Origin of the sequence: Bradyrhizobium sp. 192, from assembly GCF_023100965.1 — a bacterium.
GTDB classification, from domain to species: Bacteria; Pseudomonadota; Alphaproteobacteria; order Rhizobiales; family Xanthobacteraceae; genus Bradyrhizobium; species Bradyrhizobium symbiodeficiens.
Genome location: NZ_CP064690.1, coordinates 5,556,001 through 5,579,745, shown reverse-complemented (window position 1 = coordinate 5,579,745; position 23,745 = coordinate 5,556,001). Strand labels below are relative to the sequence as shown.

At 61.5% G+C, this 23,745-nt stretch carries 26 protein-coding genes and 1 pseudogene; 12 read left to right on the top strand and 15 right to left on the bottom strand.

Annotation, left to right across the window (positions count from 1 at the left end; genetic code table 11):
- Positions 1-8: 8 nt before the first annotated feature.
- Positions 9-1,499, bottom strand: a pseudogene (gene istA / locus IVB24_RS25955) (IS21 family transposase); the annotation flags it as partial.
- A 65-nt stretch (positions 1,500-1,564) separates the two neighbouring features.
- On the opposite strand from istA, the gene IVB24_RS25950 reads away from it, so the two are divergent.
- A complete protein-coding gene (locus IVB24_RS25950) occupies positions 1,565-2,119 on the top strand; it encodes a hypothetical protein (RefSeq protein WP_247769519.1) in 555 nt (184 codons plus the stop codon).
- Here IVB24_RS25950 and IVB24_RS25945 read toward each other — a convergent pair.
- On the bottom strand, positions 2,116-2,382 hold the full coding sequence (locus IVB24_RS25945) for a hypothetical protein (RefSeq protein WP_247769518.1): 267 nt from the start codon (positions 2,380-2,382) through the stop codon (positions 2,116-2,118). The genes IVB24_RS25950 and IVB24_RS25945 overlap by 4 nt on opposite strands.
- Here IVB24_RS25945 and IVB24_RS25940 point away from each other — a divergent pair.
- From IVB24_RS25940 to IVB24_RS25925, 4 genes are all read left to right on the top strand, one after another.
- The gene (locus IVB24_RS25940) at positions 2,381-3,088 is read left to right on the top strand and encodes a phage tail tip lysozyme (RefSeq protein ID WP_247769517.1); all 708 of its coding nucleotides are present in this window, start codon (positions 2,381-2,383) and stop codon (positions 3,086-3,088) included. The two genes, IVB24_RS25945 and IVB24_RS25940, sit on opposite strands and share 2 nt — an antisense overlap.
- A gap of 6 nt (positions 3,089-3,094) precedes the next feature.
- A complete protein-coding gene (locus tag IVB24_RS25935) occupies positions 3,095-4,081 on the top strand; it encodes a tail fiber protein (RefSeq protein ID WP_247769516.1) in 987 nt (328 codons plus the stop codon).
- Between the two features lie 2 nt (positions 4,082-4,083).
- Positions 4,084-4,536, top strand: a complete 453-nt coding sequence (locus IVB24_RS25930) for a hypothetical protein (protein ID WP_247769515.1) — start codon at positions 4,084-4,086, stop codon at positions 4,534-4,536.
- A 674-nt stretch (positions 4,537-5,210) separates the two neighbouring features.
- The gene (locus IVB24_RS25925) at positions 5,211-6,026 is read left to right on the top strand and encodes a hypothetical protein (RefSeq protein ID WP_247769514.1); all 816 of its coding nucleotides are present in this window, start codon (positions 5,211-5,213) and stop codon (positions 6,024-6,026) included.
- A gap of 697 nt (positions 6,027-6,723) precedes the next feature.
- Here the strand turns inward: IVB24_RS25925 and IVB24_RS25920 are convergent.
- Together IVB24_RS25920 and IVB24_RS25915 are read right to left on the bottom strand one after the other, a co-directional pair.
- Positions 6,724-7,278 carry a hypothetical protein gene (locus IVB24_RS25920; protein WP_247769513.1) on the bottom strand — a complete coding sequence of 185 codons (555 nt, stop codon included), beginning with the start codon at positions 7,276-7,278 and terminating at the stop codon, positions 6,724-6,726.
- Positions 7,279-7,394: 116 nt separating this feature from the next.
- Complete coding sequence (locus IVB24_RS25915; RefSeq protein WP_247769512.1) at positions 7,395-7,553, bottom strand: hypothetical protein; 159 nt, start codon at positions 7,551-7,553, stop codon at positions 7,395-7,397.
- 623 nt (positions 7,554-8,176) lie between these two features.
- Here IVB24_RS25915 and IVB24_RS25910 point away from each other — a divergent pair.
- Positions 8,177-8,350 (top strand): hypothetical protein, encoded by a 174-nt coding sequence (locus IVB24_RS25910; protein ID WP_247769511.1) that lies wholly within the window; start codon positions 8,177-8,179, stop codon positions 8,348-8,350.
- Between the two features lie 714 nt (positions 8,351-9,064).
- Here IVB24_RS25910 and IVB24_RS25905 read toward each other — a convergent pair.
- On the bottom strand, positions 9,065-9,730 hold the full coding sequence (locus tag IVB24_RS25905) for a peroxiredoxin-like family protein (RefSeq protein WP_140480164.1): 666 nt from the start codon (positions 9,728-9,730) through the stop codon (positions 9,065-9,067).
- Between IVB24_RS25905 and IVB24_RS25900 the strand changes: the two genes are divergently transcribed.
- Entirely contained in the window at positions 9,647-10,732 is a 1,086-nt protein-coding gene (locus IVB24_RS25900) for a LysR family transcriptional regulator (protein ID WP_247769510.1), read from the top strand. The genes IVB24_RS25905 and IVB24_RS25900 overlap by 84 nt on opposite strands.
- 170 nt (positions 10,733-10,902) lie before the next feature.
- Here IVB24_RS25900 and IVB24_RS25895 read toward each other — a convergent pair whose 3' ends face one another.
- The 3 genes from IVB24_RS25895 to IVB24_RS25885 all read right to left on the bottom strand — a co-directional run bounded on the left by IVB24_RS25895 (position 10,903) and on the right by IVB24_RS25885 (position 12,918).
- Positions 10,903-11,055, bottom strand: coding sequence for a hypothetical protein (locus tag IVB24_RS25895; protein ID WP_162848662.1), 153 nt, complete (start codon positions 11,053-11,055; stop codon positions 10,903-10,905).
- 156 nt (positions 11,056-11,211) lie between these two features.
- Positions 11,212-12,177, bottom strand: a complete 966-nt coding sequence (locus IVB24_RS25890; RefSeq protein WP_162308602.1) for an AraC family transcriptional regulator — start codon at positions 12,175-12,177, stop codon at positions 11,212-11,214.
- Positions 12,178-12,627: 450 nt separating this feature from the next.
- Positions 12,628-12,918, bottom strand: coding sequence for a hypothetical protein (locus IVB24_RS25885; protein WP_247769509.1), 291 nt, complete (start codon positions 12,916-12,918; stop codon positions 12,628-12,630).
- 310 nt (positions 12,919-13,228) lie between these two features.
- Here IVB24_RS25885 and IVB24_RS25880 point away from each other — a divergent pair, with 310 nt between their 5' ends.
- The gene (locus IVB24_RS25880; protein WP_094971948.1) at positions 13,229-13,690 is read left to right on the top strand and encodes a host attachment protein; all 462 of its coding nucleotides are present in this window, start codon (positions 13,229-13,231) and stop codon (positions 13,688-13,690) included.
- A gap of 53 nt (positions 13,691-13,743) precedes the next feature.
- Here IVB24_RS25880 and IVB24_RS25875 read toward each other — a convergent pair whose 3' ends face one another.
- A complete protein-coding gene (locus tag IVB24_RS25875; RefSeq protein WP_094971947.1) occupies positions 13,744-14,007 on the bottom strand; it encodes a hypothetical protein in 264 nt (87 codons plus the stop codon).
- A 289-nt stretch (positions 14,008-14,296) separates the two neighbouring features.
- Here IVB24_RS25875 and IVB24_RS25870 point away from each other — a divergent pair, with 289 nt between their 5' ends.
- Positions 14,297-14,743 (top strand): hypothetical protein, encoded by a 447-nt coding sequence (locus IVB24_RS25870; RefSeq protein WP_094971946.1) that lies wholly within the window; start codon positions 14,297-14,299, stop codon positions 14,741-14,743.
- A 97-nt stretch (positions 14,744-14,840) separates the two neighbouring features.
- Positions 14,841-15,713 (top strand): DMT family transporter, encoded by an 873-nt coding sequence (locus IVB24_RS25865; RefSeq protein ID WP_166469029.1) that lies wholly within the window; start codon positions 14,841-14,843, stop codon positions 15,711-15,713.
- 127 nt (positions 15,714-15,840) lie between these two features.
- Here IVB24_RS25865 and IVB24_RS25860 read toward each other — a convergent pair whose 3' ends face one another.
- The 3 genes from IVB24_RS25860 to IVB24_RS25850 form a co-directional block, all read right to left on the bottom strand.
- Positions 15,841-16,161, bottom strand: a complete 321-nt coding sequence (locus IVB24_RS25860; protein ID WP_162406577.1) for a histone — start codon at positions 16,159-16,161, stop codon at positions 15,841-15,843.
- 66 nt (positions 16,162-16,227) lie between these two features.
- Complete coding sequence (locus IVB24_RS25855) at positions 16,228-17,667, bottom strand: deoxyribodipyrimidine photo-lyase (protein ID WP_247769508.1); 1,440 nt, start codon at positions 17,665-17,667, stop codon at positions 16,228-16,230.
- A gap of 139 nt (positions 17,668-17,806) precedes the next feature.
- Positions 17,807-18,466: a peroxiredoxin gene (locus tag IVB24_RS25850; RefSeq protein ID WP_094971942.1), complete on the bottom strand. Its 660-nt coding sequence runs from the start codon at positions 18,464-18,466 to the stop codon at positions 17,807-17,809.
- A gap of 392 nt (positions 18,467-18,858) precedes the next feature.
- On the opposite strand from IVB24_RS25850, the gene IVB24_RS25845 reads away from it, so the two are divergent.
- The gene (locus IVB24_RS25845) at positions 18,859-19,431 is read left to right on the top strand and encodes a hypothetical protein (protein ID WP_094971941.1); all 573 of its coding nucleotides are present in this window, start codon (positions 18,859-18,861) and stop codon (positions 19,429-19,431) included.
- Between the two features lie 67 nt (positions 19,432-19,498).
- On the opposite strand, the gene IVB24_RS25840 is transcribed toward IVB24_RS25845, so the two are convergent.
- A complete protein-coding gene (locus IVB24_RS25840) occupies positions 19,499-21,352 on the bottom strand; it encodes an alkaline phosphatase family protein (RefSeq protein WP_247769507.1) in 1,854 nt (617 codons plus the stop codon).
- A 569-nt stretch (positions 21,353-21,921) separates the two neighbouring features.
- On the opposite strand from IVB24_RS25840, the gene IVB24_RS25835 reads away from it, so the two are divergent.
- Positions 21,922-22,920, top strand: coding sequence for an IS110 family transposase (locus tag IVB24_RS25835; RefSeq protein ID WP_247768435.1), 999 nt, complete (start codon positions 21,922-21,924; stop codon positions 22,918-22,920).
- 92 nt (positions 22,921-23,012) lie between these two features.
- Here IVB24_RS25835 and IVB24_RS25830 read toward each other — a convergent pair whose 3' ends face one another.
- Together IVB24_RS25830 and IVB24_RS25825 are read right to left on the bottom strand one after the other, a co-directional pair.
- Positions 23,013-23,372 (bottom strand): hypothetical protein, encoded by a 360-nt coding sequence (locus IVB24_RS25830; protein ID WP_247769506.1) that lies wholly within the window; start codon positions 23,370-23,372, stop codon positions 23,013-23,015.
- Positions 23,373-23,419: 47 nt separating this feature from the next.
- Positions 23,420-23,737: a LuxR C-terminal-related transcriptional regulator gene (locus IVB24_RS25825; protein WP_094971938.1), complete on the bottom strand. Its 318-nt coding sequence runs from the start codon at positions 23,735-23,737 to the stop codon at positions 23,420-23,422.
- Positions 23,738-23,745: the final 8 nt, after the last annotated feature.

The window sequence follows — 23,745 nt, the reverse complement described above, 5'->3', positions numbered from 1 at the left end:
CAGATGGTCCTCCGGAGGTTGTCGTAGCGGGCACAATCGGCGATCGGTGCATGACGGAGCGTCAGTGCGGCCGGTGTCATGATGTTGGCCGGTGGGGCGGGTTCACGTTGACGGGCCAGGATGTTGAGCACCACATCGGCGGAATGGACGCTGTGACTGAGCGCTTCGGCACAGGCCGCTTCCACCGCGGGCAGACCGTCAGTCAGCACCGCGTTGAGGATATCGACCATCTGCCGATTGCCATCGTCGGTGCTGGCAAGCTTGCGCCGGATCCGCTCGATCGCGGCCGGCAACACCCAGTCTTTGAAGGGAGCACCGTTGCGCAAGGCGCCGGGTTTGCGGGCGAGCACCGGCACATAATGCCAGGGGTCGTAAACGGTATCGCCGCGCCCAAAGGATCGCGGGTGCTCGGCAACGATGCGTCCATCCTGACGGATCACGATGCGATCGGCATAGGCTTGAACCTCGACCGGTCGTCCGACTGCGCTGGCTGCGACCGAGTATTTGTTGTTGTCGAAGCGCACCAGGCAGGTCTTCGAGACCGATGCCGTCACCGCATGGAAGCCGTCGAAGCGGCCGGCATAGGGAACGAGTTTGGGGCGTTCGGCTTCGAACACGTCCCAGATCGTCTGATCGACTAGCTCCGGATGGCGATGAGCCTTGGCGTAGGCGATGCATTTGTCGAGCAGCCAAGCGTTTAATTCCTCGAGGTTTTTGAACCGCAGCCGCGGCGTGAAGAAGCGTTCCCTGACCAGCCCGACCTGGTTCTCGACCTGCCCCTTCTCCCAGCCCGACGCTGGCGTGCAGGCGACCGGATCGACCAGATAGTGGCTGCACATCTGCAGGAAGCGACGATTGTAGAGACGCCCTTTGCCGACGAAGATCGTCTCTACGGCGGTCTTCATGTTGTCGTAGATGCCGCGGGTGCAGGTGCCTTTGAACAAGGCGAACGCCCGGTCGTGGGCGTCGAACACCATCTCCTGCGTCTCCCGCGGATAGGCCCGCACGAACAGCATGCGGCTGTGACAGAGCCGGACATGGGCGGCCTTCACCATTACCGTGGTGCCGCTCAACAGGACCACCTCGTGGCTCCAGTCGAACTGGTAGGCTTCGCCTGGGTCAAAGCTCAGCGGGACATAAGCGGCCGCGGTCGATTGCCCGCGTTCCTTGCTCCAGCGCCTGGCGTATCGACGAACCGCATCATAGCCGCCGGCATAACCCAGGCCGCGAAGCTCCTCGAATAGCCGGATCAGTGTCAGCCGTTCCCGCGCCGCCTTGCTCTCATTCCCTGCCAGCAACCGATCAAGCTCGGCACTCCAGGCACCCATCTTCGGGAGCGGCTGCGTCTCGCGCTCGTACCGGAACTCCGTCGCTTGAGAACGAATGACCTTGCGAACCACCTTCCGCGATACGCCAAGTTCTCGGCAGATCGCCTTGATCGGACGACCATCAACAAAGTAGGCGCGACGGATCTTACCAATCGTCTCCACCACCAGCATCCCAACCTCGGCTTCCATGACTCGATGGAAGCCACTGTGGACCCTTATCCCGGGGTCCCGATTGGATGCCGATCACCCCGAAAACGGGGTCCTTATTCCATGCCGAAACACAGTTTGGCACGAACAAGGCGAGGCCCTTCACATCGGACGCGATGCGGCAGGAATTTGACGCGTTCACGGTCCCGGGCCGCGGTGATCAATTGCAGCGGCAAATCGGCCGCGAACAGACCATGTTTGAAACGCGCAACCAGGCCTTGGGCGGCTCCCGCACGGTGGACAATCTCAACGATCACGCCGCAATGGGTGTTGATCCGCACGTTTTATCCAAGGTGCTTTCGGGCGATTGGCACGGCGCGGTTAAGAGCGTCATCAATGCCGGCCAGAACGCGCTTTCCGGCAACACGCCCGAGGTTCGCCGGCAAATCGCGGATATCCTCTTGCAGTCCGGCCGCGACATTCGGCCGGACCAGCTCTCAAAAATGGTGACGGACACGATCAAGCGGATTGAGTTCGTCCAGGCTCTCGCACAGAACGCCGGGCGGGCTGCCGCGGGCGGATTGGCTGCAACGGTTCCTGATGTCGTGGCGCCGCAACGCATCTACGTTTCGCCGCAGCGCTAGTCCGACTTCTGCAATCCCCTTTCAGGGCTCCAGACGTAGTTGCCGGGTGGCAGGGGTTTGGATCTCTCAGACTGTTCGGGGCGTGACGGCCACCACGCGTCAATTTGGCCGCGCACGAAATAGGCCAAGCCAAGCAGTACCGCGACGCTAATTCCGATCGCAATCAAACTCACAACTCCGGCGCCGAAAATCGGCTCCCGGGGCTTCGTCCTGTCTGAACGCCACTTGTGCGGCTCCAGATCAATCAACTTCGGATCATCCATGGATAACAGCCAATCCGCCTATGAATACTATGTGAGCCAAGGCCTGGAGCCGCATCAAGCCGCCGGCATTGTCGGCAACTTGCAGGGCGAGTCGGGGCGGGACCTCAATCCCTACGCAACGAACAAGGGCGACGGACGCGACGGAAGCGACAGTATCGGCATCGCCCAATGGAACGGAACGCGAGCGCAGGCCCTCAAGGAATACGCAGCCTCCAAAGGCGCCCCGTGGACCGACCTCAATATACAGCTTGATTTCCTCCATCAGGAGCTAAAGGGCTCGGAGAAATCCGCCTATCAGCAGTTAATTGCGGCCCAAACACCGGAAGATGCCGGACGGGCAATGCTCGCTTTCGAGCGTCCGAAGGACTGGAATAAGCCCGGAGCCCATCCGGAGCGCGCCCAATACGCCGCGGCAGCCTATGCCAAATATGCGGGTGGATCTCCTCCTACGCAAGGTGGCGCGGTGGCGCCTCCCCAAGTCGCCCAACCAGGCGCAGCCCCGCGTCAGATGCCGCAGCGCCTCGATACTCAGGCCATGCCCCCAATCTTTGCTGGCGCTCCTCCGGGCGGCGTCGGTGCCATGCCAGCTCAGGAGGTAGCGCAAGCGGCGCCTATCTTCTTTGCCCCGCGGCGCGCTCCCGATCTCTCGAAACTGCAAGCAGCTTTAGCCCCGGTTTCCCGGCGCTTTTTTGTCAGCAAAGGATAGCGCGGAATGACCTTCTATAAGTGGTCCCAAGATCCGGCCACCAACGCTACCGCCGATAGCAGCATCAATTACCAGGAAGGCCAGGCGCCCAGCTCGCTGAACGATTCAGCGCGGGCAGCAATGGCGGCGCTTGCGAAATTTCGCGACGACGTGATGGGCGCAATTGCGACCTCGGGCACTTCGACGGCCTACACGCTATCCTCATATCAAACATTCAATTCCCTCGCCAACCTGAGCGGCAAGGTAGTTGCCTTCACGCCGCACACGACCAACGGCGGAACGGTGACGCTGAACGTGGACGGCTTGGGCGCCAAGGCGTTGCGGTCCGCCCCAAACGTCGAATTGCCGGCCGGCGTGCTTGTGGCAGGCTCGCCCTATGTTGCGCTCTACAACAATTCGGACAGCGCGTTCTATCTGCACGGCTTCTATAACAGCCCCGCGCTCGTCCCGGTCGGAACGATTCTGCCATATGCCGGCTCCAGCGCGCCCAATTCGAATTTTGCGCTGTGCTACGGACAGGCGGTTTCGCGATCGACCTATGCGACGCTCTACGGCCTGACCAGTACCAATTACGGCAGCGGCGACGGAACAACCACGTTTAACATTCCGGATCTTCGCGGACGCGTTGCCGCTGGCAAGGACGACATGGGCGGCAGCGCCGCAAGCCGTCTCACGGGCAGTTTCATCACGTCCCCGACCACGCTTGGCAGCGCGGGTGGTTCGGAGTCGCGGCAGCTCGCAACCGCCAACCTGCCGCCATACACGCCCGCCGGATCGATCAGCAACGGCTCGATTTCCATTTCGCACAATGCGATTGCTGGAACGTCCACGACGGGCGGCGGCGGATTTACTTGCGGCGGACCCAGCGGCGCCTCAATCAGTGCTTCGCAGGGCACTTCAACCTTTGCCGGCACGGCCCAAGGCGGAACAACCAACGCGTTCGGTATTATCCAACCGACCCTAATTCTAAGCTACATCATTCGGATACTCTGAGCATGATCGAGACCGTTTCGGTTGCCGCGACGCCATGGCCGAAAGGCTTTCTTTGGTTTCTCCGCAATAGCGATAGTTGGTCGGCGCCCGAAATAAACAACGGGCTGCCGTACCTGCCGAACGTCAAGGCGTCATGGCTTCGCAACTTCTATTGGTTCTGCCGTAACCCCATGGGCAACCTCATGGGCTTCGTGCTCGGTGTTGAGGGTTACGATTACACGGTGACAGGGCCGGCGCCCGTCATGTTGACGACGCTCTATGACGACAAGCCGCCCCGCTACGGCTGGCATTGGTCAATCATCAAATGCGGCTGGACTCGGCTGCCGTTCGTTTCCTACTCCGGCAAGCGTGTGCTTTGGTATGCCGGATGGCGTCCGTCCAGCGGGGGGCTCGGACTTAAGTTCAACATTCATTCGAAACTAACAACGAATCATGGCGCTACGATCTCAATGTGAAAACAGGATGGCGCCGGACGTCACTTACTAGCCGCGACTCAGCATTCGGCTCCGCGTTGCGCATTCCGCGCCAAAGAATGGAGACGGTCGTGAGGAAACAGTGTCGTCGATGTGAGCAAGACTTACCGTTGTCGAGCTTCCGTGCTGGAAGAACGGCCCCGCGGATATGTAATCCCTGCCTTCAACCTTTGTTCTCGGGCAAAGCGGCGTTTACGATGAACGCGGGTGAAGCCCAGTTCTTTATGACACGCCTCGAAAATGGCGAGACTCTCCGTATGATCGTTGGAGGCGCCAACGGCGCTCCGATTTGCTCCGCTAGTGCCTTTCAAAAGCATTGCAAGCTGCACTCGGATTGGGGGGCGAAGGCGCTAGGCCTTGTTGAGCGCAACCGTAAGCTGGCAGACAAGAGGAAGGGGCGCCGTGACCCTAATCTTCCGGTGCAGCCAAAGAATGTTAAAGAGGACATTCCGACATTCCCAGAATTAAAAGCTCGGAACTTCAGCATCCCAGCCCACGCCGCTGCTGAATCTTGTACAATTTGCCCACATCCGGCCGACTGCGCTACGCTAGGTGAATGCCTCGACACAATTAACGCGCGTGCCCTTATCCCCCATCAAGAAGAATACATGAGGCCTTCGCAGGCTGCCGCGTGTATCTCAGCACTCGAAAATGGGATGAGCAAACGATGGCTGACGGGTTACGTCAGAGGCACAAAGGCCATCGCGACCGCAAACAAATTCGAAAAGCACTGCGCCAAGTATCGAAATTGGGGCGCCTGGGCGCTGGCTTTGGTCGAGCGCAATCGCAAACTGGCTGATAGGAAGAAAGGACATCGCGGCGGTCGAGAGTTCTGCGCACATGGGCATTCATATGCCATCTATGGCAAGAGCTACTTGCAGGGGGATGGTCGGTGGCATCGGCAGTGTTTGGCGTGCGTTAGCTTCCGACATAGTAACCCGACCCACATACCTAAGCCGGAGTTGGTCGAGAGGGTGCGCGCGGCTGTGATTGCCGGCACGCGGGTCAGTGCATTGACGGATCGGCATAGCGCGACGTTCGTTTGCGACTTTCGCCAGATCAGGGCCATCCGTCGTCTCCACCAAGACATAGCGGAGACGATCGACCGCAACTCGCAGCGGCCACGCCTTCTAGTTTCGCGACCAGCCATCATTCGCTCCACTAACCTGCGGGAGCCGATACTGACCGGCGTCATTGCGGCGCCGGCAGATCCGCTGTTCACGCTGGCCGATCAGACGATCTCTCGATCAATGCCGACCCATATTCGACGGGATGCCGTTGTCATGCTGGCAGCCGCCCTTTGGTTGGGCGAAGTGAGGTCCGAGGACGTTGTGCAAGCGGGCAAGATATTTGTGCGCGCAGCGTGGAAGGAGAACAGCGTGGATCGGCGGCTTATCTCGCTGGATGCACCTGCATTTCGCGACGGCAATACATCGCTAGTTGAAACGATTAGCATTGGCGATTGGTCGTAGCAGACAAGCACGGCCATTGTGGGCTGAGTGCCCCCACTCGGCCAAAGCCCGCGGGGGGCCAAAACACGAAGGCCGCAGCGGAGGTTCATTTCGCTGCGGCCCGCGCCGTGTCAAAAATCCGGGTGAAAAATACTAAGTGAAATATGGAGCCAGCCCCGGTGAGCAGAAGCCTAGGCGGGAAAAATCGGTAAAGCGAATCATTTTCGCAAGTTCCGAAAATGGAACGGCCTCCCGGCCCGCTCGGCACAAAGGAACGATTCTCCGTCCGACAGGATTGTGATTTCGGTCTGTGGCGCCCTCTAGACGTGCCATCCACCCGGGACGGTCCGTCGTCAGACGCGCGTTTGGCGATGGGCCGGCTCTCGCAGTCTCTTCCCTAGGAACTACCGGCAAGTGTCTGGCTTGATGCTGTGCTCCGGCTCCATGCCCCCCCTGCGTGTCGGAGTAAATTCGAACGGCCCCAGCCGCCGCCAATCGCTGGGGCCGTTTTTTGTTGATCGCTGGAACGGTCAGCGTTAGGGGGAGCGTCAGGGGCAGCTTTCCGCGCTTGTGGAATGCCATGCGATATGTGGTGTACGCGGTCGATTTGTCCGGTGTTGCTCGCGCAGCTTACGAGCTCGATTGCCCGACAGACAAAGACGCCCAAGACCGAGGGTACTGGCCGAAATAGGCCGCTCGGGATTTCAAAGTAGGCCACTCAATGCATGAGTGACCGGAATAGCATCGACAACGAATCGACCGTTAGGTCCCTATTCTTTTTCAGGTAGTGGCAGACGTTGTACAGGTATCCGAAGTCGTACTCGCGCGGCTTTGGCTCGTATGACCAGCAGAGCCGGTACGACAGATCGAAGGCCAGCATTTCGTTGTGGAATGCGTCATAGAAGATCGGAAAGCGGATCATTTGCTGGCTATCGCCATAGCTCAGACCAAGAATCTCTCCACTCTCAACCTGCTCCATCGTCCCCCACTGGCTGGCATCAAACTCGATGCCCGTGACGATGTCGCTTTTGTATAACGCATGGAGCATCGCCCCGGCACGCTTGTAGTGGTCTGGATTTTCGGAATCCAGAAGCACTGCGTACTGCTTGATGTTTTGGGCATACTCACCGTGGGCAAAAACGACCCTCGCCTCATCAATGGTGTGGTGGCATGGGAAATCCTGGATGGCGGCTGCGGGGGCTTTCTGGAAATGGTTCGTGACGTATGTCACGAAGAAAGCCTCATCTTCCAAACTCTTGAAAACACCGTTCATGTTCGCAACCTTGCGGCGAATCGTCCCCGGGGGTTCCCGTGAACCAAGATTTCAGCCATAAAAAAAGGCCCTGCGAAATGCAAGGCCTTCTCCCAACTAAATGGTTAATATATAGGCTATTTTCTGTCGAAGAACGCCTCCTTCACGACCTTGAACGCGCTGAGGGCGTCGTCCGGATCGCGAAGCTGTTCATTCAGGTGATTACACGGGTACATACGGACGAAGTCGTCGCCCGTAGGGGTCGGCGCCGTGGTCTTTTCCGCTGTCTTTTTCACAATGCCCTCCAAGGTCTTAGCGTCGTATCCTTGCGCAAAATACTTAATGTATGATTCGCAAAGAATTATGACGCGGGATGCCCCCCGCGCCTTCGCGCCGTCACCGGCACGATATAGAGATTTACCGGATGGTCAACAAGAAAGCCCTTGACAGTTAACGAATCTGTGATCCCGTTGAAGTTACTCAAGAATCAGAAAACCGCCATTTGCAATCTATGCTTGCGAGTCCGGCTCTGAGTCAATGTGCGTCAAGAGGCCCGGTTCCAAAAAAATCGACTGTTGCACAGAAGACTCACCAATTGGTGTGCGCACCGATCTCATTGGTTCAGCCTCGACCGCCCTGAATTACCGTGAACTTCCGGCGCCGGTCGTCCGGTGGTGTCTCTCAGTGGGCAGCGCGGGCGCCACAGCGAGCGCCGCGTCCACAAGCTGCGCACAATGGCCCAAGCTTTGTCAGCCACACCCAGCGCCTTGGCGCCGGCCCGTTTCCGATCGCAGTGGCCTAGTTTGAAATCAGCAGTGGCTTAATTGATTTTAGACCTCGGACCCACGTTGCAGGAATTGTACTTGCCCAATTTCTAGTCATAATCCGCCCATCGATTTTGACAAAAAAAGCAAGAACCATGTCAGACAAAATTGATGGCATCGGGGAGGACTCCCCCACCGCACGGAAAGAACTTGAAGCCAGGATCGAACGATTGAGGCAAGTCGCCGAGGGCATGGAAGATCGGGAAGCCGCAACGCAACTTCTAATGCAGATACTGGCTTTAGAGGTTGAACTGCTCGGCAAAGATTAAAGCCGCCTCATTTGGCGGCTTCTATCGCAACCACGATGGCGTATCCGCGATAGCCGGCGGAAGGTCGTGCCCCCGCTCGTAGACCACATCCCAAAGCTCCCGCGCGACAGCATCATCAACGCGGGCGATCTTCGCAGAAACTGCTCTTGTGAATGCGTCACCGTAGGGTGGCGAGCTTCGGATGATCCGATACCCACTCAGGGGAGGGTTCGTTGGCATAGCCATGGACGTACTCAGCCGGACGCAAATTCGCGCCGCCAGTTGGTTCGCTCTGAGGGGCGAGAGCCCTGCATCATCCCGCAATATCTGCGAGACGATGCGCTCAATGCGGGCGCTATCCAATCGGATCTCAGGCACGGTCATCTCCAATTTCGCATTCTGAACGCAAGAAATTCCCTAAGCCCGTCAATGCGTGAACGGACCGGGAAAGTTCAGAATGATCCTTGGTGATGCTCAGGGACTGGCCGGATTTCGATTCCGAGGGTCGGGAGTTCGAATCTCTCCGAGCGCGCCATTTCGGTACGAGAGTCTCAAGCTTCTCGACCCAAGGTTGCAACTCAAGGCAGTTCTTGACATGAACGGGTCCTCTTGATGCCCCAGGCGCCGGCCGCTTGGCGTGAAAGGATCGGTCGTATTCGCCTGGGAATGCCATCTGCTGCAGAGCCGGAGATACAACTCGTTCCTCGATTGAGGTTCGAGAATGAGAATGCCGCGTCAAGTCGCGCCCGAACGCTTCAGTTCATCGAGGACGGGTAACACGTCCGAAGGCTCCGGCCGGCGCGTATAGTCCGGATTGATTTCCGCATAGGCGATGACACCGTCCTGCCCGATCACGTATCGCGCCGGCATCGGCAGCGTCCAACTATCCTCACCATTGAAGGCGACGAGGTCGGCGCCGAGCTGCTTGTGGATCGCCTGCAGGTCTTCGGGCAGGTGCCAGCGGATCCCGAATTTTGCGGCCAGTTCGCCGCCCTTGTCGCCGACAATGGGGAATCCGAGCCGGTTGTTGCGCTGAGACTTGCGACTGTTGGCGGCCGTCTGTTGGGACACGGCCATGAGCAGCGCACCGCGCGCTTCGATGTCAGGCCGAACCTCCTCGAGCGCCTGGAGATCGAGATTGCAGAACGGGCACCAGGCGCCGCGATAGAATGTCAGGACGAGCGGACCTCTGGCCAGCAAGTCTTGCGAAGACACGAGCTTGCCGTCCGGATCGGGCAGCGCAAACACCGGGGCGCGGTCGCCCGCGTGTAGAGCACGGCCAGCCTGACCCGAGGCGATCAGTTCGTCGGTGACGCGGTGCATGACCGCCACGACATCAGGCGGAGCCATTTCGGTTTCGAATTTTGTCTTGAGGGCATCCAATTTGTCTTGAAGGGACATCGCTTTTTCCTCGGTTGCGACGCATTTGCGTCCGGTGACCGGGAAAGTGATCTATTCAAGTCGAAGGCGGTAGACGGAGAATATGGCTTTGAATTATTCATAATAGCCATGAATGATCACCTCTCGTCGTTGCGTCTGTTCGTTCGCGTCGCCCGGCGGGGGAGCTTCTCGGCCGGAGGCCGCGAATTGAATATCCCGCAGCCGACGGTGTCCCGCATGGTCGCGGCCCTCGAGCGCAAGGTGGGCGTTGCTCTGTTCACACGCACGACGCGCGCCGTCACCCTGACCGAGGCCGGCGCCGACTTTCTGGCACGGGTCGAACCGATCCTCAGCGCGCTCGACGAAGCCGAATACGCGGTGCGCGGGACCGGCGAATTGCGCGGCGTTTTACGCGTCGGTCTTTCATCCACCTTCGCGATCCGGGAGATCGCGCCGCGCCTTCCAACTTTCATGGACCAGCATCGGGCGCTGCGGGTTGAACTCGTGGCCGACGATATGCGGCAGAACTTCGTGAGTGAAAGCATCGATATCGGGCTGAGATTTGGGTCGCTTCCGGACTCGACGGCCGTGGCGCGTCGTATCGCGGCATGGCCACGCGTGATCGTCGCTTCGCCGGCCTATCTCGAACGGTTCGGCGTCCCCCAGACGCCGGCCGACCTCGCGGCACATTCCGTCATCGTGGGACCGTCGCGCCTCGGCCCCGCCTGGACGTTCCGCAAGAACGGCAAGGTGACGTCGGTGCGAGTGGGTGGCCGACTGACGGCGACCGTCAATGAAGTCGCGACAGCAGCAGCAGTTGCCGGCCTCGGCCTGACCTCGATGGCAAGCGTCGGTTGCAGAGGCGAGATCGAGAACGGCTCTCTCGTTCGGGTGTTAGCCGACTGGGATATGGGTTCGGTCGAACTGCACGCCGTGTTTCCGGACGGCAGAGGTGCGAAACCCTCCGCAAGGACCTTCGCCGATTTCCTTGTCGCCGATTCCGCCAAATGGTCGGCTGTCTAGGTTGGTACCCGCGTCCCTTGCCTTGCCGGCCTTACAACAAAATTTCAACGGCATGAGAATTCGCGTTGTTATTCTGAATGGCACGCCAGTTCATTGGATTGCCAATATGGGCCATCGCACTCGATACGAGAGGCTTCCCCGTTTCGAACTGAACTGCCTGGAGCCCCCGTCTATTTGCCCTGGATCTTCAGTCCGTTCGGCCCGACATTGATCTGCAGTCCGTCCGGCTGCTTCTTCTCCTGGTAGAGATTGTAGCCAAGCGCGCCTGCGGTGACGACCAGAGCGCCGATAATCAGAAACAGTACGTTACGGTTGATGGACATTCGTTTCCCTGAACCCCTGCATGCAAACCCCGCGCGGCGGTCGCGCGGGGGTGCCTCCATGCGCTCCGGGCGGGCCGGCGGCGCACTACTCTGACGGGTAACGCGGTTTGAGGGAACCGGTTCCCTGGCCGCTTTGATGTGCAGGATGTCCGTCAGTCAGCGTGACGGGACGCCGCCTTGCCGTCCCCGCGCCAGAGTATCGGAAGGCGCCTCGTGGAACGTCGCGCGGTAGGCTGCGGCGAATTCGCCCAGATGATGGAAGCCCTGCGCGCGCGCGCACGTGGCGACGGTGGCGCCGCCGCCCTTGAGCAGGCGGGCGCGGGTCGCCCACAATCTCTTGAGGCGAATGTACTGGTGCAGGCTCATGCCACGCACCTTGCTGACCGCGCCGCCGAGCGTCCGGATCGAGACGCCGAACTCACCGGCGAGATCGGCCGTGTAGATCGGGGCTGTGGGGTAGGCCGCGACGTAATCGTCGATCCGCTGTACCAGCTTGATCGAGCGCTCGCCCTGGCCCGAGGTGCTCCGATCCGACATCGAATCGATCCGAAACAGATCATCGAGTGCGAGCAGCAAGCCCTCCTGGAGATGGGCTGCCACCTCGGTGGATTCGAACAGGAGCGGCTGCACTGACGCGGTTCGCAGGATGTCGAGCAGGAGCTGCCGCGTGTGGAGCAGGGCAGGCCGGTTCGCGACATGGGCCCGCAAATCGTCGCCCTGATCGAACCAGCCCCGGTCTCTCAGCGCCGGGGACAAGATGATCATTGCATGACGATTGGTCTGAGGTTCGACGAAATGGCATTCATCGTTGCCGCGGAGCGTCACGAAATAGCGGGCGTCGAGATCCAGGCTATTGAGGTTGACCCGGAGGTCGTCGGTCATGGACAGGATCACCATCCCGCCCGGCATCCGGTAGGCGGTGTCGAGGATGCGCGCGAACGATCTCATCATGATGATGCGGCACGCCGGCAGGGCGACGACGGCGCGGACCGCGGCGAAGTTCGAGATGTCGAGCGGAATGCTTCTCGCGTCTTCCATCGTCTCGATCGGCCGAAACGCATCGATGTCGGAAAAGCCGATCAGTTGGAGGGCGGAGGACGGAGCGAGGGCGTCGAACAACATGGGTCTGGCCGGCTGCCGAAAAGTGACAATCAAATGAACGTCGATCCACCGCCATCAATGGCGAAACATCGCGTGTCAGTAAACCGAATTCCAGGCCGTAGTATTGCGGACATCATGCCATGACGTCCGCCGGATCAATGTCACCGTCAACGTTCCCGGCTCATCGGCTGGCCGGAGGCGAGGTCAATCAAATGCAGACTCGTGCAGGCGGGACAGGCGAAGGATACAAGGCTCCGTCTCTCCTGTCTCACCTGCTTCTCGAGATGCGTCTGTACGTTCATGCCCGTCTGAGGGCATCGAAAAACGATCAACTCCGCCATCGCGGTAGAATGACGCTGCGGGCGCATTCATCTTTGATCTAGATCAGTTTTGGACGCTCCAGGACGGCGATGACCGTGCAAGGAAGTATCTCGCAATAGCGAAGGGGCCTGTCGGGGGCCCCTTCAGATGTCACCAGCGGCGATAGCGCGGGCCATAATAGCGTGGACCGTAACCGTAATAGCGCGGCGCATAATACCGGGGGCCGTAATACGGCCGGGGCGCGTAATACCCATAGTAGTTCGGGCGCCAAAAGCAGCGTCCCCAGGCGTCGCAGACCATGCGGACCTGCTCGATGCCGGAGGCCTGCGGCGTCGCAGGCGGGGGCGCGATGGGCATGGCGGACGCCGCCGGCGACGCCGCCAAAGCACCAAACATGGCGCCGGACAGGGCTGCGGCGACGAGGCCGATCTTGAGATTCATGAAGTCTTCCTCTGCTTACGCGATCCAGGATATCGAACTTGTTCGGATCAAATTGTGGCGGAACCGAAATGTAATGCTGATGAACAAATCTTCAGCCGGTCCGCCGCAGATCCGACCTCAACCCTGCCCGAGTAGCCCAGGTTCGAGCGAGTGACCAAGGCTGTGCATGCGCGGCACTTGTCCCACAGGACATCCGATGCGTTCTTGATCCTGCGCAATTCGCCGTCGATGCATCGTTCGTAGTCTTGTCAGGTGGCCGGTGCTTCGACGAATTCGAAGGGCTGGCTCACAGGTTGCTTGGAGCTGTGCAATGGACAAGATGAGACTAGACAAGGGCGACTGGCTGGTCGTGTGCGATGGGCGCAAGGCGCTCATTCTGGAAAACCTCGGCGACGAGATGTTTCCGAACCTTCACACCAGGGAGGTGCACGAGCAGCCCAATCCCTCGACCAGCGCTCAAGGGAGCGACGCGCCGGGGCGATTGCACGCCGCGGCCGGCGGCGCCCGCAGCTCGGTCGAACAGACCGATTGGCACGACGAGGCCGAGCGCGCCTTCCTGCGAAGCCTGGCCGGCCGGCTCGATGCCGCCGTCAGCTCCGGCGAGACCACGGCCCTGACCATGGTGGCCTCACCGCGCGCGCTCGGCATGATCCGCGCCGATTACTCCGACGTCATGCGCAAGGCGCTGCGGGGCGAGGTCGGCAAGGATCTCGTCAAGCTGCCGGTCTACGAGATCGAGAAGCAATTGCTGCTGTCGGGCGCCGCCGAATAAGTGGCACCCTCGCAGAGACCGTGCCGGCGTCCCCGGGGACGCGGTAGCGTCCCTCAATAGCAGGGGTGCCGGCGGCGGTCCTGGCCGACATAGGCGGCCGCGCTCTGGTAGCAATGGTTGGTCGACGGGCCATCATAGAAGGCGAATGTGCCGGGGGTGATGCCGGGGCCGTAATTGTGCACATAGCTGATCGGGTAGGGCAGCGGATTGGCGTAAGATCGGTGGTACCGGTGATGTCCCCGCGCCTCCGCGAGGCCAGGGGCTAGGATTGCGGCCGACAGGGCAGCAACCGCGGCTACAAGCGTCAACTTGCTCATCTTGATTCTCCGGAACCCGCGTAATGGTCAGTCATCTATAGCTACTTCGGACGCCCGGGGCACCCGTCCGGCACCGGCAAATCCGGGCCAATCCCGCAGATTCCCGGGTGGGTGTGACAGAATTGCCGGAGATGCGGCCGAAGCCTGCCCATTTTTGGCCTTTTCGGGATGCTTAACGGATTCCCCACACAAGTATGACCAAAGACTATTCGGTTAAAAATCCTGCCGCCGGCTTTTGGGGCTCCCTTCGAGGCCGGTCCATTCCTGAAGGCTTCGCCGTCACGCCGCCATGCGCATCACGCTTCTGAGCCTGCTGTTGCTCTGCCTCGCCGCCGCCACGCCGGCGCGGGCCGAGCTGCATATCACCCGGGACCACGGGGGCTATGTCGAGGAATACAAGACCAAGTACAAGCGCGTCCGCGAGAAGGGCGAGCGCGTCATCATCGACGGCATCTGCAATTCGGCCTGCACGCTGGTGCTCGGCATCGTGCCGATGAACAAGATCTGCGTGACGCCCCGCGCCAGCCTCGGCTTTCATCAGGCTTATTACGACAAGGCCTTCACCTTCGGCATCAAGGTCACGAGCTCGGAAGGCACGTCCGACTTGATGTCCTACTATCCGGATACGGTGAAGGACTGGATCCGCCGCAATGGCGGGCTCACCACCGACATGAAGAAAATCAAGAACGGCGTCGAGCTCTGGAAGATCATCAATCCCTGTCCGGACGAATGGTGAGCGGCTGAACTGAGCCGCATCGTCCGTCGCAGCGCAGCATCGTCTCGGGCGAAATTCGCATTGCCGCATAGCCCCTGGTGGGGCAATGAGGGCGGCAATGAACCATAATCAAGAAGCCCTGACCGCCCGCATTGCGCCGATCCTGTTCGTCCTGCTCTGGAGCACCGGATTCATCGGCACCAAATACGTCGTCAACAATGCCGATCCCTTGACCTATCTCGCCATCCGGATGGCGATCGTGGTCGGCCTGATGGCGATGATCGCTGCGATCGCGCGGCCGAAATGGCCTGATCGAACCGGCATCGCGCACAGCGCTGTCGCCGGCATTCTCGTGCACGGCTTCTATCTCGGCGGCACCGCGATCGCGATCGCGCATTCGATTCCGGCCGGGCTCTCGGCGCTAATTCCCGGCCTGCAGCCGATCCTGACCTCGACCATCGCCAACCGCTGGCTCGGCGAGAAGGTAACGCCGGTGCAATGGGCCGGGCTCGTGCTCGGCCTCGGCGGCGTGGTCATGATCCTGCACAACCGTCCCATGACGGGTGAAGCCGGGCTCGGCTGGCTCGCCTCGGTGGTCTCGCTGATCAGCATCACGCTCGGCACGCTCTATCAGCGCCGCTACTGCAACCAGATCGACTGGCGCGCCGGCAATCTCGTGCAATATGTCGCCGTCACCGTCTTCTTCGCGATCGGCGCCTTCCTGTTCGAAGACCGCGTGGTGCATTGGACGCGGGAGTTCGTGCTCGCGCTCGGCTGGCTCGCGGTCGCGCTCTCGATCGGATCGATCGGGCTGCTGTACTGGCTGATCCGCCACGCCGCGGCGACGTCGGTCGCGAGCCTGTTCTATCTGGTGCCTGCGGTGACCGCGCTGATGGCTTATTTGCTGTTCGGAGAGAAGCTCGACGCGCTGGCGATTGCCGGAATGGGGATGTGCGCAGCCGCCGTGTTCGTGGTCAACCGGCGCTCGTAGGCGACGGAATCCATCCCTGACGTGAAGCACCATCCGGGCCGGCGCGCATCCAAGCCGTGAGGGCAGGGTATCCCGGGAGCAGGTCTCCGGGCGCGCCCGCACCCGGAGACCTGCTCGCGCGTTGCGATCAGCGCTTGGCCTTGCCGGCCTTCTTTTTCGACTTGGCGGCTTTCTTGCCGGACTTCTTGACGGTCTTCTTCGCGGACTTCTTCGCAGTTTTCTTGGTCACCTTCTTGGCCGCTTTCTTCGACGACTTCTTTGCAGCCTTCTTCGAGCTCTTCTTCGAGGCCTTCTTCTTCGAAGCCTTCTTCGGCGCTACTTTCTTCGCGACCTTCTTGGCGGCTTTCCTGACCTTCTTGACGGCGGTGATCGCCGCGTCCTTGGTCGCTTCCACGGCGCTGGTGATCGTCTCCATCGCCTGTTCGGTGATCGGCTTGTCGTCGTCCATATCGTCCCCCACGGTTTGTACGGAGCGATGACGATATCCGGTTTCGAATTTGTGTCAAAGCAGCGCTCAACTTCTGCGGATCTTTGCGTAGGCGGCGAGCGCACGCTCGCGTCCCCTGGCATGATCGACGATCGGCTGCGGATAGGTCTTGCCGAGCGTGATGCCGGCGCTCGCAAGCTCGATCGGCGTGGCCTGCCACGGCTGGTGGATCAGCTTGGTTGGCATGTCCTTCAACTCCGGCACCCAGCGCCGAACGTAGGTTCCATCCGGATCGAACTTCTCGCCCTGGAGTTGCGGGTTGAACACGCGGAAATAGGGCGCGGCGTCGGCGCCGCAGCCGGCGACCCACTGCCAATTGGCGGGATTGCTGCCGGCATCCGCATCGACCAGCGTGTCCCAGAACCAGCTCTCGCCATCGCGCCAGTCGATCAGCAAGTGCTTGACCAGGAACGACGCCACCACCATCCGCACCCGGTTGTGCATCACGCCGGAGTGCCAGAGCTCGCGCAGGCCGGCATCGACGATGGGGTACCCGGTATGCCCGCGCTGCCAGGCGGCGAGCGCGGTCTTGTCGCCTTTCCACGGGAAGCCGTCGAAGTTCGTTTGCAGGTTCTCGGTGGCGAGGTTGGGATGGTCGTGCAGCAGGTGACGGCAGAACTCGCGCCAGCCGAGCTCGCTCAGGAACTTCTCGATGCCGGGCCCGAGGGCCGGCTCTTCCGCCGCCGCGAACCGCGCCGCATGCCAGACCTGGCGCGGGCTGAGCTCGCCGAACCGCAGATGCGGTGACAGGCTCGAGGTGCCCTCGCGGTCCGGGCGGTCGCGGTCGCCGACATAGACGCGCGCGGTGCGCTTGAGAAAGTCGCGCAGGCGTGCCCGCGCGGAGGTTTCGCCCGGGCTCCATGTCTCGCGGAGACCGCCCGCCCAATCCGGCCTGGTCGGCTCGAGCTTCCAGCTCTCCAGCGCATCGCTCGCAAGCCTCGGCGCAGGGCGCAGCTCTTTCGGCGCAGGCAGCGGCTTTGGCGGATCGCCGAGCGACAACACCCGCCGCCAGAACGGCGTGAATACGCGCAAGGCCCGGCCTTCCTTGTTACGGATTGCCGAGGGCTGGACCAGGAGATCGCCGGGGAAGATTTGCGAATTGATGCCGAGCCTTGCCAGCGCCGCTTCGAGCTGCCGCTCAACCGCCTGATGGGGCGCTTGCGCTATCTCATTCCAGTGGACGGCGCAGGCGCCGCTTTCGCGTGCGAGCTCAGCGACGACCTTGGCCGCCGGTCCCTTGCGCAGGACCAGCGATCCACCGCGCGCAGCAATTTCGGCGCCGAGCGCCCGCAACGACTGCGCCAGCCACCAGCGCGCAGCCGCGCCGGACGGCCGTCCGGCTGTATCGTCCAGCACATAAAGGCAGATCACCGGCGAGCCGGTTTTGGCGGCGGCGTGGAGGGCGGGATGGTCGGACACGCGAAGGTCATCGCGGAACCAGACGATGACCGGCTGTGGAGTGGGCATGATCGGGGATGGGTCTCGCGGGGCGGGTCCTCAATATACGGGACACCGCCGCGAAGTTTCATGCCCCGGTTGCCCCCGGAGGACGCGCCTGGCGTGCTCCGGGGATGTCGGATCGTTCACTGGCGCAACGGGCAGGTCTTTATTTTGGCTGCGGCACGATGCGGATGTAGGGCTTCGGCTCTTTCCAGCCCTGCGGATAGATCGTCTTGGCCTCATCGTTGGAGACCGAGCCCGCGATGATGACGTCGTCGCCCTGCGCCCAGTCGGCCGGCGTCGCGACGCGATGCTTGGCGGTGAGCTGGAGCGAGTCGATGACCCGCAGGATCTCCTGGAAGTTCCGGCCCGTGGTCATCGGATAGACCAGCACCAGCTTGACCTTCTTGTCGGGGCCGATGACGAAGACGTTGCGGACCGTCTGGTTGTCGGCGGCGGTGCGGACGAGGGGATCGCCCGAGATCGCGGCCGGCAGCATGCCGTACAGCTTCGAGACGTTGTAATCGGTATCGGCAATCATCGGAAAGTTCGGAGCCGCCCCTTGCGTCTCCTTGATGTCCTCCGACCATTTGGCATGACGATCGACCGGGTCGACCGAAAGGCCCATCAGCTTGACGCCGCGCTTGTCGAATTCCGGCTTCAGCCTGGCGAGCGCGCCGAGCTCGGTCGTGCACACCGGCGTGAAGTCCTTCGGGTGCGAGAACAGCAGCGCCCAGCTGTTGCCGATCCAGTCGTGAAACTTGATCTTCCCCTCGGTGGTCTCGGCCTCGAAGTCGGGTGCGGTGGCGCCGATCGGAAGTGTCATGATTTTACCTCATCACATTGAATTGACTGGATAATTCGTTTCTGCCGTCGATCCCAGTATAGGGGCCTTGCGGGCCCAAGTGAACGCCAACTGAACCGCTTCAAGTAAAATGTGAATTCCTTGCTTGAAGGGCCGATTTCCTAGCAACTTATTGTTACAGCAGCACCTGCGGCGAAACATCCCCATCCGGGGTCACACGGTCTCGCTCGCCCCGATAATGCCTTTTATGACTTCCATCACGCTCGCCCGGCGCGTCCTAGAACCTAAGAGGTCCTGACAGCGACCAATTGGCAACCATCTCGAAAAGTCGCGACTCCCGTATCGAATCGTTAACCACCCCTTTACGTCGGCATGAAAATGCTGACCGGTCAGAAGAAATCTGGAAGTGAACTATGTCCGCCGCTGCGCCTAAATCTGTCGAACCGTCGTCCCTCGAACCGTCCTGCCGCGACACCGCGGCTCATGCACTCTCCATCGTGCGCGATGGTGTGATCACGGGCGAAGGCCCGACCACAAAGGGAAGGGTTCATTTCTCCCGCTCGCTCGATGCCGACGACACCGCCTGGTGCACGCGCATCCTGACCGCCACCGCCGTCAACGACCAGCCGGTCAGCCGCGCCGAGGCCGAGGTCCTGTTCGAGATCAACGAAGCCGCCACCGAACGCACCGATGGCGGCCGCTTCGACGATCTGCTCGCCAAGGCGGTTGCGCACTATGCCGCAAGCGCCTCGGGCCTGAAAGTGCCGCCGCGCAGCGTCGCGCTGTCGGCCGACACCGACATCGAGAGCTGGGCGCCGTCCTATGCCTCCAAGGTCAACAGCGAGATGCTGGAGTGGATCGCGGGCCAGATGCGCGGCAAGCGCCACAACAACCGCCGCCTGATGGCGATGGTGGCGACCTTCCTCGGCGCCACCGCGCTGCCCCTGGCGGGCCAATTGCCGAACGTGTTCGACATTGGAATGTAAAGATCCGGGCATGTAACAACCGGGATATTCTCGCGCCCCGTGCGGGGCGCGAGCGAAAGCGGCGGGGTTATTTCCCCGCCGTTTTTTGTTTGCCGGCTTCCGCCTCGAGCCCGAGCGTGCGGCCCGGGAAGCCGGCGGCGTCGAAATAGCGCTGGCTGCCGACGCGCTGGAAATTCAGCACGGTGGTCAGACCGCCCTCGGCAGGCTTGGATTTCATCGTGCCGGCATAGGCCTTCGGCACGGTGCCGTTGGGCATGGCCTCCGACATCACGCGGCCGACCAGGTCTCCCTTCTCCGAGGCGCGCAGTCCCATCAGCCGGGCGGCCGTCATGCCGACATCGGCATTGCTGACCGGGATCGCGCTGACATAGCCGGCTTTGAAGTCCGGGCCGATCGCCGCCATGAAGTTCATGGTGTCGCCGCGGCTGAAGCTGCCATGCATGCCCTGGCCCTGGCGCAGCACGGTGTCGGCGACCTGCACCGAGCAATTGGTCGGTGCCTCGCCGCAATTGCTGGCATAGGAGCGGAAGTTGACGACGATCGACGGCGTCGGCGTCGCCGCCTTGCCGCGCAGATTGATGCTCGACAGCGGCAGGGTGCCGGGGAAGCGGCCGAGCGAGTCCTCGACGAACAGGCCGGAGACGTAGTCCTGCGCGAGCAGTGCCTTGATGGTCTTGGCCGCCAGCTGCTTGTCCTTGTTCGGGAGATAGACGAGGTCAGAGCCGCCATTGGTGGCGACGACGAGGTCGGGCTTTTCCGGATTCTTGCCGAGCACGCCGTTGCCGGCCCTGGGATGCTTGTTGCCCTCGATCTTCGCATTCTTGTCGTTGGGGTCGAACAGCGGCAGGTCGAGCGCCTTGGCGAGGTCGAGCGCCAGGAAGCCCATCGGCAGGAAGTCCTTCGGCGTGTCATCATAGCTGACCTTGGCCGCGGGGCTCGTCTTGCTTTCCTTCGAGATGGTCGAGAAGCCGTGATCGGCCGAGACGATGATGTTGGTGGTGCCCGCAAGCCCGAGCTCGTCCAGCGCCTTGCGGATCTCGGCGAGGTTGGTGTCGGCGTTCTTGATGCCGGCCATCGAGGTCGGACCATTGATGCCGGGCAGGATCTGGTTGAGGCTGTCGCCGGTGTTGTGCTGGCTTCCATCGGGGTCGCGCGACCAGAACACCAGCACGAACGGCTTGTTGCGCGCCTTGAACATCGGCAGCACCACCTTGGCGGCGACGTCGGCGAAATAGGCCTGCTGCGCGACGTTGGCGACGATGGTGCCGGGTGTCTTGGCATCGCCCGCCTTGGAATTGTCGCCGCGCGGCGGCGTGGCGAGGGGCAGGCCCGCCTTGGTCAGCGCGTCCTTCACCTCGTCCGACAGTGCCACGCCGTTCTTGCCGCCGGTGGAATCGTCGAACACGACGGAGTGCAGGCCGGTCTTCTCGGGCTTGTCGGTGTGGTCGAACTGATAGGTCGGGCCGACCTTGCCGATCGCGGCGGTGCTGAGGCCCTTGTCGCGGGCCAGCTTCAGGATGGTGTCCTCGTTGATGTAGTTACCCCCAAAATGCTCGTCGATGTCGCCGAGCACGGCGTCGTTCTCGATGAAGGGGACCACGGTGTTGCCGGCCGGAGCCGAGGTGTAGCTGGTCCAGATCGTGTTGGAGAACACCCCGGTGTCGCCGAGATAATGACCAGTCGACATCGCCGACCCGTTGGCCATGGTGAAGGTCGGGAACAGCGAGTGCGAATTCTTGAAGTTGACGCCCTTGTCGCGGATTTCGGCCATGGCGGGCGCCGTTTCGGGCGTGACCTTCAGCGCGCGCAGACCGTCCGGAATGAACAGGATCAGATTGCGCGGCGTGTTGTTCTGGGCGGAAGCAAATCCGGTGGATAGCACTGTCAGTCCGGCGGACAGCAACACCAGTGAACGGCGCATCGAAATCTCCCTGCGAAGGCGGCTCGGCCGCAACCCGCGGCCCCCGGGGCCGCAACCCGCGGTCCCCAGGTTCGTTTAGTTTCGCTGCATGACCGTTTTGTTACAAGGCCCGTCGCCGATGCAAGAGGGTTGGGGAGGGGGCACGAGACCTTTGTTCAACGACACGCATGATTGATCAGCCTCGCGGCGCATTTCGCCCGAGCTTTGCTTGATCTCTTCGCCCTCTTGAATGGAGAGGGCGCAGGGAAGACCGGGCGCCGGCTGGCACCCGCGGTCCACTGTGCGAATTCTGCGTAACGAGAAGCTGCACAGCGGCATACAGGTGTAGCCAGGACAGCCCGGCCTTCCCTGCGCAGTGGCTTTACGGCTTATGTCGTGCTCTTGTGTCTGGAAAATCTGCCAGAATGTGCGAACGGGCGGTTCTCGTAAAACCGCCCGTCGCTGGATCTGAGCCCGATCGTGCTCGAAGGCCTTGAGCCTGTCGGGGAGCTAGGGACAGATCCGGTGGTCTTCCTCAACCCGAACAGTTGCATGGGCTTCGAGCCCGGACCGAGCAAGGAAGGGATTGGATGATGGCACAAGACGGTCTGGTTGTCGCTGGCATCGACGTGGCCAAGGACAAGGTGGATGTGTGCATTCGCTCATTGTCACAACGGCAGGCGTTCCCAAGCACGCCGGAGGGGCGGCGAGCGTTGATCCGCTGGCTTCGAAAGCACAAGGTCGGCAAGGCCGCCATGGAGGCTTCCGGCGGCTATGAGCGGGAATGGGCCAAAGCGCTGCGCGAGGCTGGTATCGAAGCCCTGATCGTGGATCCGAAGCGGGTGCGCAACTTCGCTAGATCGGCCGGACGGCTCGCCAAGAACGATCCAATCGATGCGGAAATGATTGCCTGGTTCGCCGAGACCTTCATCGAGGCAAAGGGCCAAACGTACGATGCGGCACGTGAGAAACTGGTGCAGATCGTGAATGCGCGCCAGGCTCTGATCGACATGCGGACCAGCTTGCAAAGCAGGAATGAGCATTCCACACCTGACGTCGTGCAGAAAATGCAGGGCCGCCTGCTGAAGCAGATCACCTTGGAAGTTGCCAAGTTGGAAGCAGCGATCGCAGTTCTAATCAAGGCCACGCCGCGTTTTGCCGAACTCGCCGAGATCATCGAGAGCGTGCCGGGTCTTGGCGGGGGCACGTCGGCCGGATTGATCGGGGCGATGCCGGAACTCGGCCAGATCGGGGACAAAGTTGCTGCGGCACTGCTGGGTGCTGCGCCTTATGACGACGACAGCGGCAAACGTCGGGGCGTCCGTCATATCCAGGGCGGGCGCCGCAAAGTCCGCAACCTGTTCTACATGGCGTGCATGGGAGCCGCGACACGGCACAATCCCGTGCTCAAGGCCTTCTATGATCGCCTGATCGCCAAAGGCAAGAAGCCGAAGGTTGCGCTCACTGCCTGCATGCGTAAGCTGATCGTGATCCTCAACGTCATGATCGCACGCGGCGAGAAATGGGATGCCAAGCGGTACGAAGTCGGCGGCACCGCTCGGCTTCCGCCGAGCGCATGCACAGCCTGAAGATCGGTGAGCGGACGGGGTCAAGGCCGTCAGCCGCCGAAGGCGGTGGCGCGCGAGCGCCAGCCTTGAGGCCGGCCGGTCGCCGAGCTACTTCACAGTTGCTCCCCGGGGAGCGTTGCGCTATTGCCCCCGTCGCCTTGCGGATGGCTGACGCGTGCGCCCGGTTGGACGACATACATCACCACAAGACTTGGCGCACAGACCCCGGGCGCCAGGACCACACGATTTTGCCGTACGCCGATCACACCGGTCGTGTGCGCGATGGCCTTGCTCACAGTTGCCTGCCCTGCAAAACCCTTCGCGCCGATGCCATCAGCGTCCACCGCCGCCCGGCCCGCGTTCGTGACGATCGCGATACGCCCCTCTTCCTTGGGCCGGGTTGAGGCGATACATGCGTATTTTCCGAATTTCGGTAAAGTGGAATATTTTCGACCCAGCGCGTCGACCGGCATCTTGTGTGTTTTGCCGTCGGGCAGCGCAAGGGATTGTGGCCGGACGTTCAATCCGGCGCGGTTTGCACCCCTGGATTCTGTGCGGGGGCCTGCGCGGGCTTCGGCGCCGGCGGATGGCGGTCGGCCCTGGCGAGATCGCGGCGTAGCGACAATGGCGCGGCGTGCAGGGCAAATGCGATCGCGATCTGGGTTCTGTTCTGAAGCCGGTATTTGCGCATGATGTTGCCGATATGCGCCCGGACCGTGTTTTCCGAGATCTTGAGCTCGTAGGCGATGTTCTTGTTCTGCAGCCCGCGCGCGATCAGCATCATCAGCTCACGCTCGCGCGGTGTCGGTGTGATCGAGTCGTTTTGATCTCGGCTCATGGCTGACT

Coding starts and splice junctions, on each gene's coding strand:
- IVB24_RS25950 (WP_247769519.1), top strand. CDS start 1,565: ATGCCGATCACCCCGAAAACGGGGTCCTTATTCCATGCCGAAACACAG.
- IVB24_RS25940 (WP_247769517.1), top strand. CDS start 2,381: ATGGATAACAGCCAATCCGCCTATGAATACTATGTGAGCCAAGGCCTG.
- IVB24_RS25945 (WP_247769518.1), bottom strand. CDS start 2,382: ATGGATGATCCGAAGTTGATTGATCTGGAGCCGCACAAGTGGCGTTCA.
- IVB24_RS25935 (WP_247769516.1), top strand. CDS start 3,095: ATGACCTTCTATAAGTGGTCCCAAGATCCGGCCACCAACGCTACCGCC.
- IVB24_RS25930 (WP_247769515.1), top strand. CDS start 4,084: ATGATCGAGACCGTTTCGGTTGCCGCGACGCCATGGCCGAAAGGCTTT.
- IVB24_RS25925 (WP_247769514.1), top strand. CDS start 5,211: ATGAGCAAACGATGGCTGACGGGTTACGTCAGAGGCACAAAGGCCATC.
- IVB24_RS25920 (WP_247769513.1), bottom strand. CDS start 7,278: ATGAACGGTGTTTTCAAGAGTTTGGAAGATGAGGCTTTCTTCGTGACA.
- IVB24_RS25910 (WP_247769511.1), top strand. CDS start 8,177: ATGTCAGACAAAATTGATGGCATCGGGGAGGACTCCCCCACCGCACGG.
- IVB24_RS25905 (WP_140480164.1), bottom strand. CDS start 9,730: ATGTCCCTTCAAGACAAATTGGATGCCCTCAAGACAAAATTCGAAACC.
- IVB24_RS25895 (WP_162848662.1), bottom strand. CDS start 11,055: ATGTCCATCAACCGTAACGTACTGTTTCTGATTATCGGCGCTCTGGTC.
- IVB24_RS25890 (WP_162308602.1), bottom strand. CDS start 12,177: ATGTTGTTCGACGCCCTCGCTCCGTCCTCCGCCCTCCAACTGATCGGC.
- IVB24_RS25885 (WP_247769509.1), bottom strand. CDS start 12,918: ATGAATCTCAAGATCGGCCTCGTCGCCGCAGCCCTGTCCGGCGCCATG.
- IVB24_RS25880 (WP_094971948.1), top strand. CDS start 13,229: ATGGACAAGATGAGACTAGACAAGGGCGACTGGCTGGTCGTGTGCGAT.
- IVB24_RS25875 (WP_094971947.1), bottom strand. CDS start 14,007: ATGAGCAAGTTGACGCTTGTAGCCGCGGTTGCTGCCCTGTCGGCCGCA.
- IVB24_RS25870 (WP_094971946.1), top strand. CDS start 14,297: ATGCGCATCACGCTTCTGAGCCTGCTGTTGCTCTGCCTCGCCGCCGCC.
- IVB24_RS25865 (WP_166469029.1), top strand. CDS start 14,841: ATGAACCATAATCAAGAAGCCCTGACCGCCCGCATTGCGCCGATCCTG.
- IVB24_RS25860 (WP_162406577.1), bottom strand. CDS start 16,161: ATGGACGACGACAAGCCGATCACCGAACAGGCGATGGAGACGATCACC.
- IVB24_RS25855 (WP_247769508.1), bottom strand. CDS start 17,667: ATGCCCACTCCACAGCCGGTCATCGTCTGGTTCCGCGATGACCTTCGC.
- IVB24_RS25850 (WP_094971942.1), bottom strand. CDS start 18,466: ATGACACTTCCGATCGGCGCCACCGCACCCGACTTCGAGGCCGAGACC.
- IVB24_RS25845 (WP_094971941.1), top strand. CDS start 18,859: ATGTCCGCCGCTGCGCCTAAATCTGTCGAACCGTCGTCCCTCGAACCG.
- IVB24_RS25840 (WP_247769507.1), bottom strand. CDS start 21,352: ATGCGCCGTTCACTGGTGTTGCTGTCCGCCGGACTGACAGTGCTATCC.
- IVB24_RS25835 (WP_247768435.1), top strand. CDS start 21,922: ATGATGGCACAAGACGGTCTGGTTGTCGCTGGCATCGACGTGGCCAAG.
- IVB24_RS25830 (WP_247769506.1), bottom strand. CDS start 23,372: ATGCCGGTCGACGCGCTGGGTCGAAAATATTCCACTTTACCGAAATTC.
- IVB24_RS25825 (WP_094971938.1), bottom strand. CDS start 23,737: ATGAGCCGAGATCAAAACGACTCGATCACACCGACACCGCGCGAGCGT.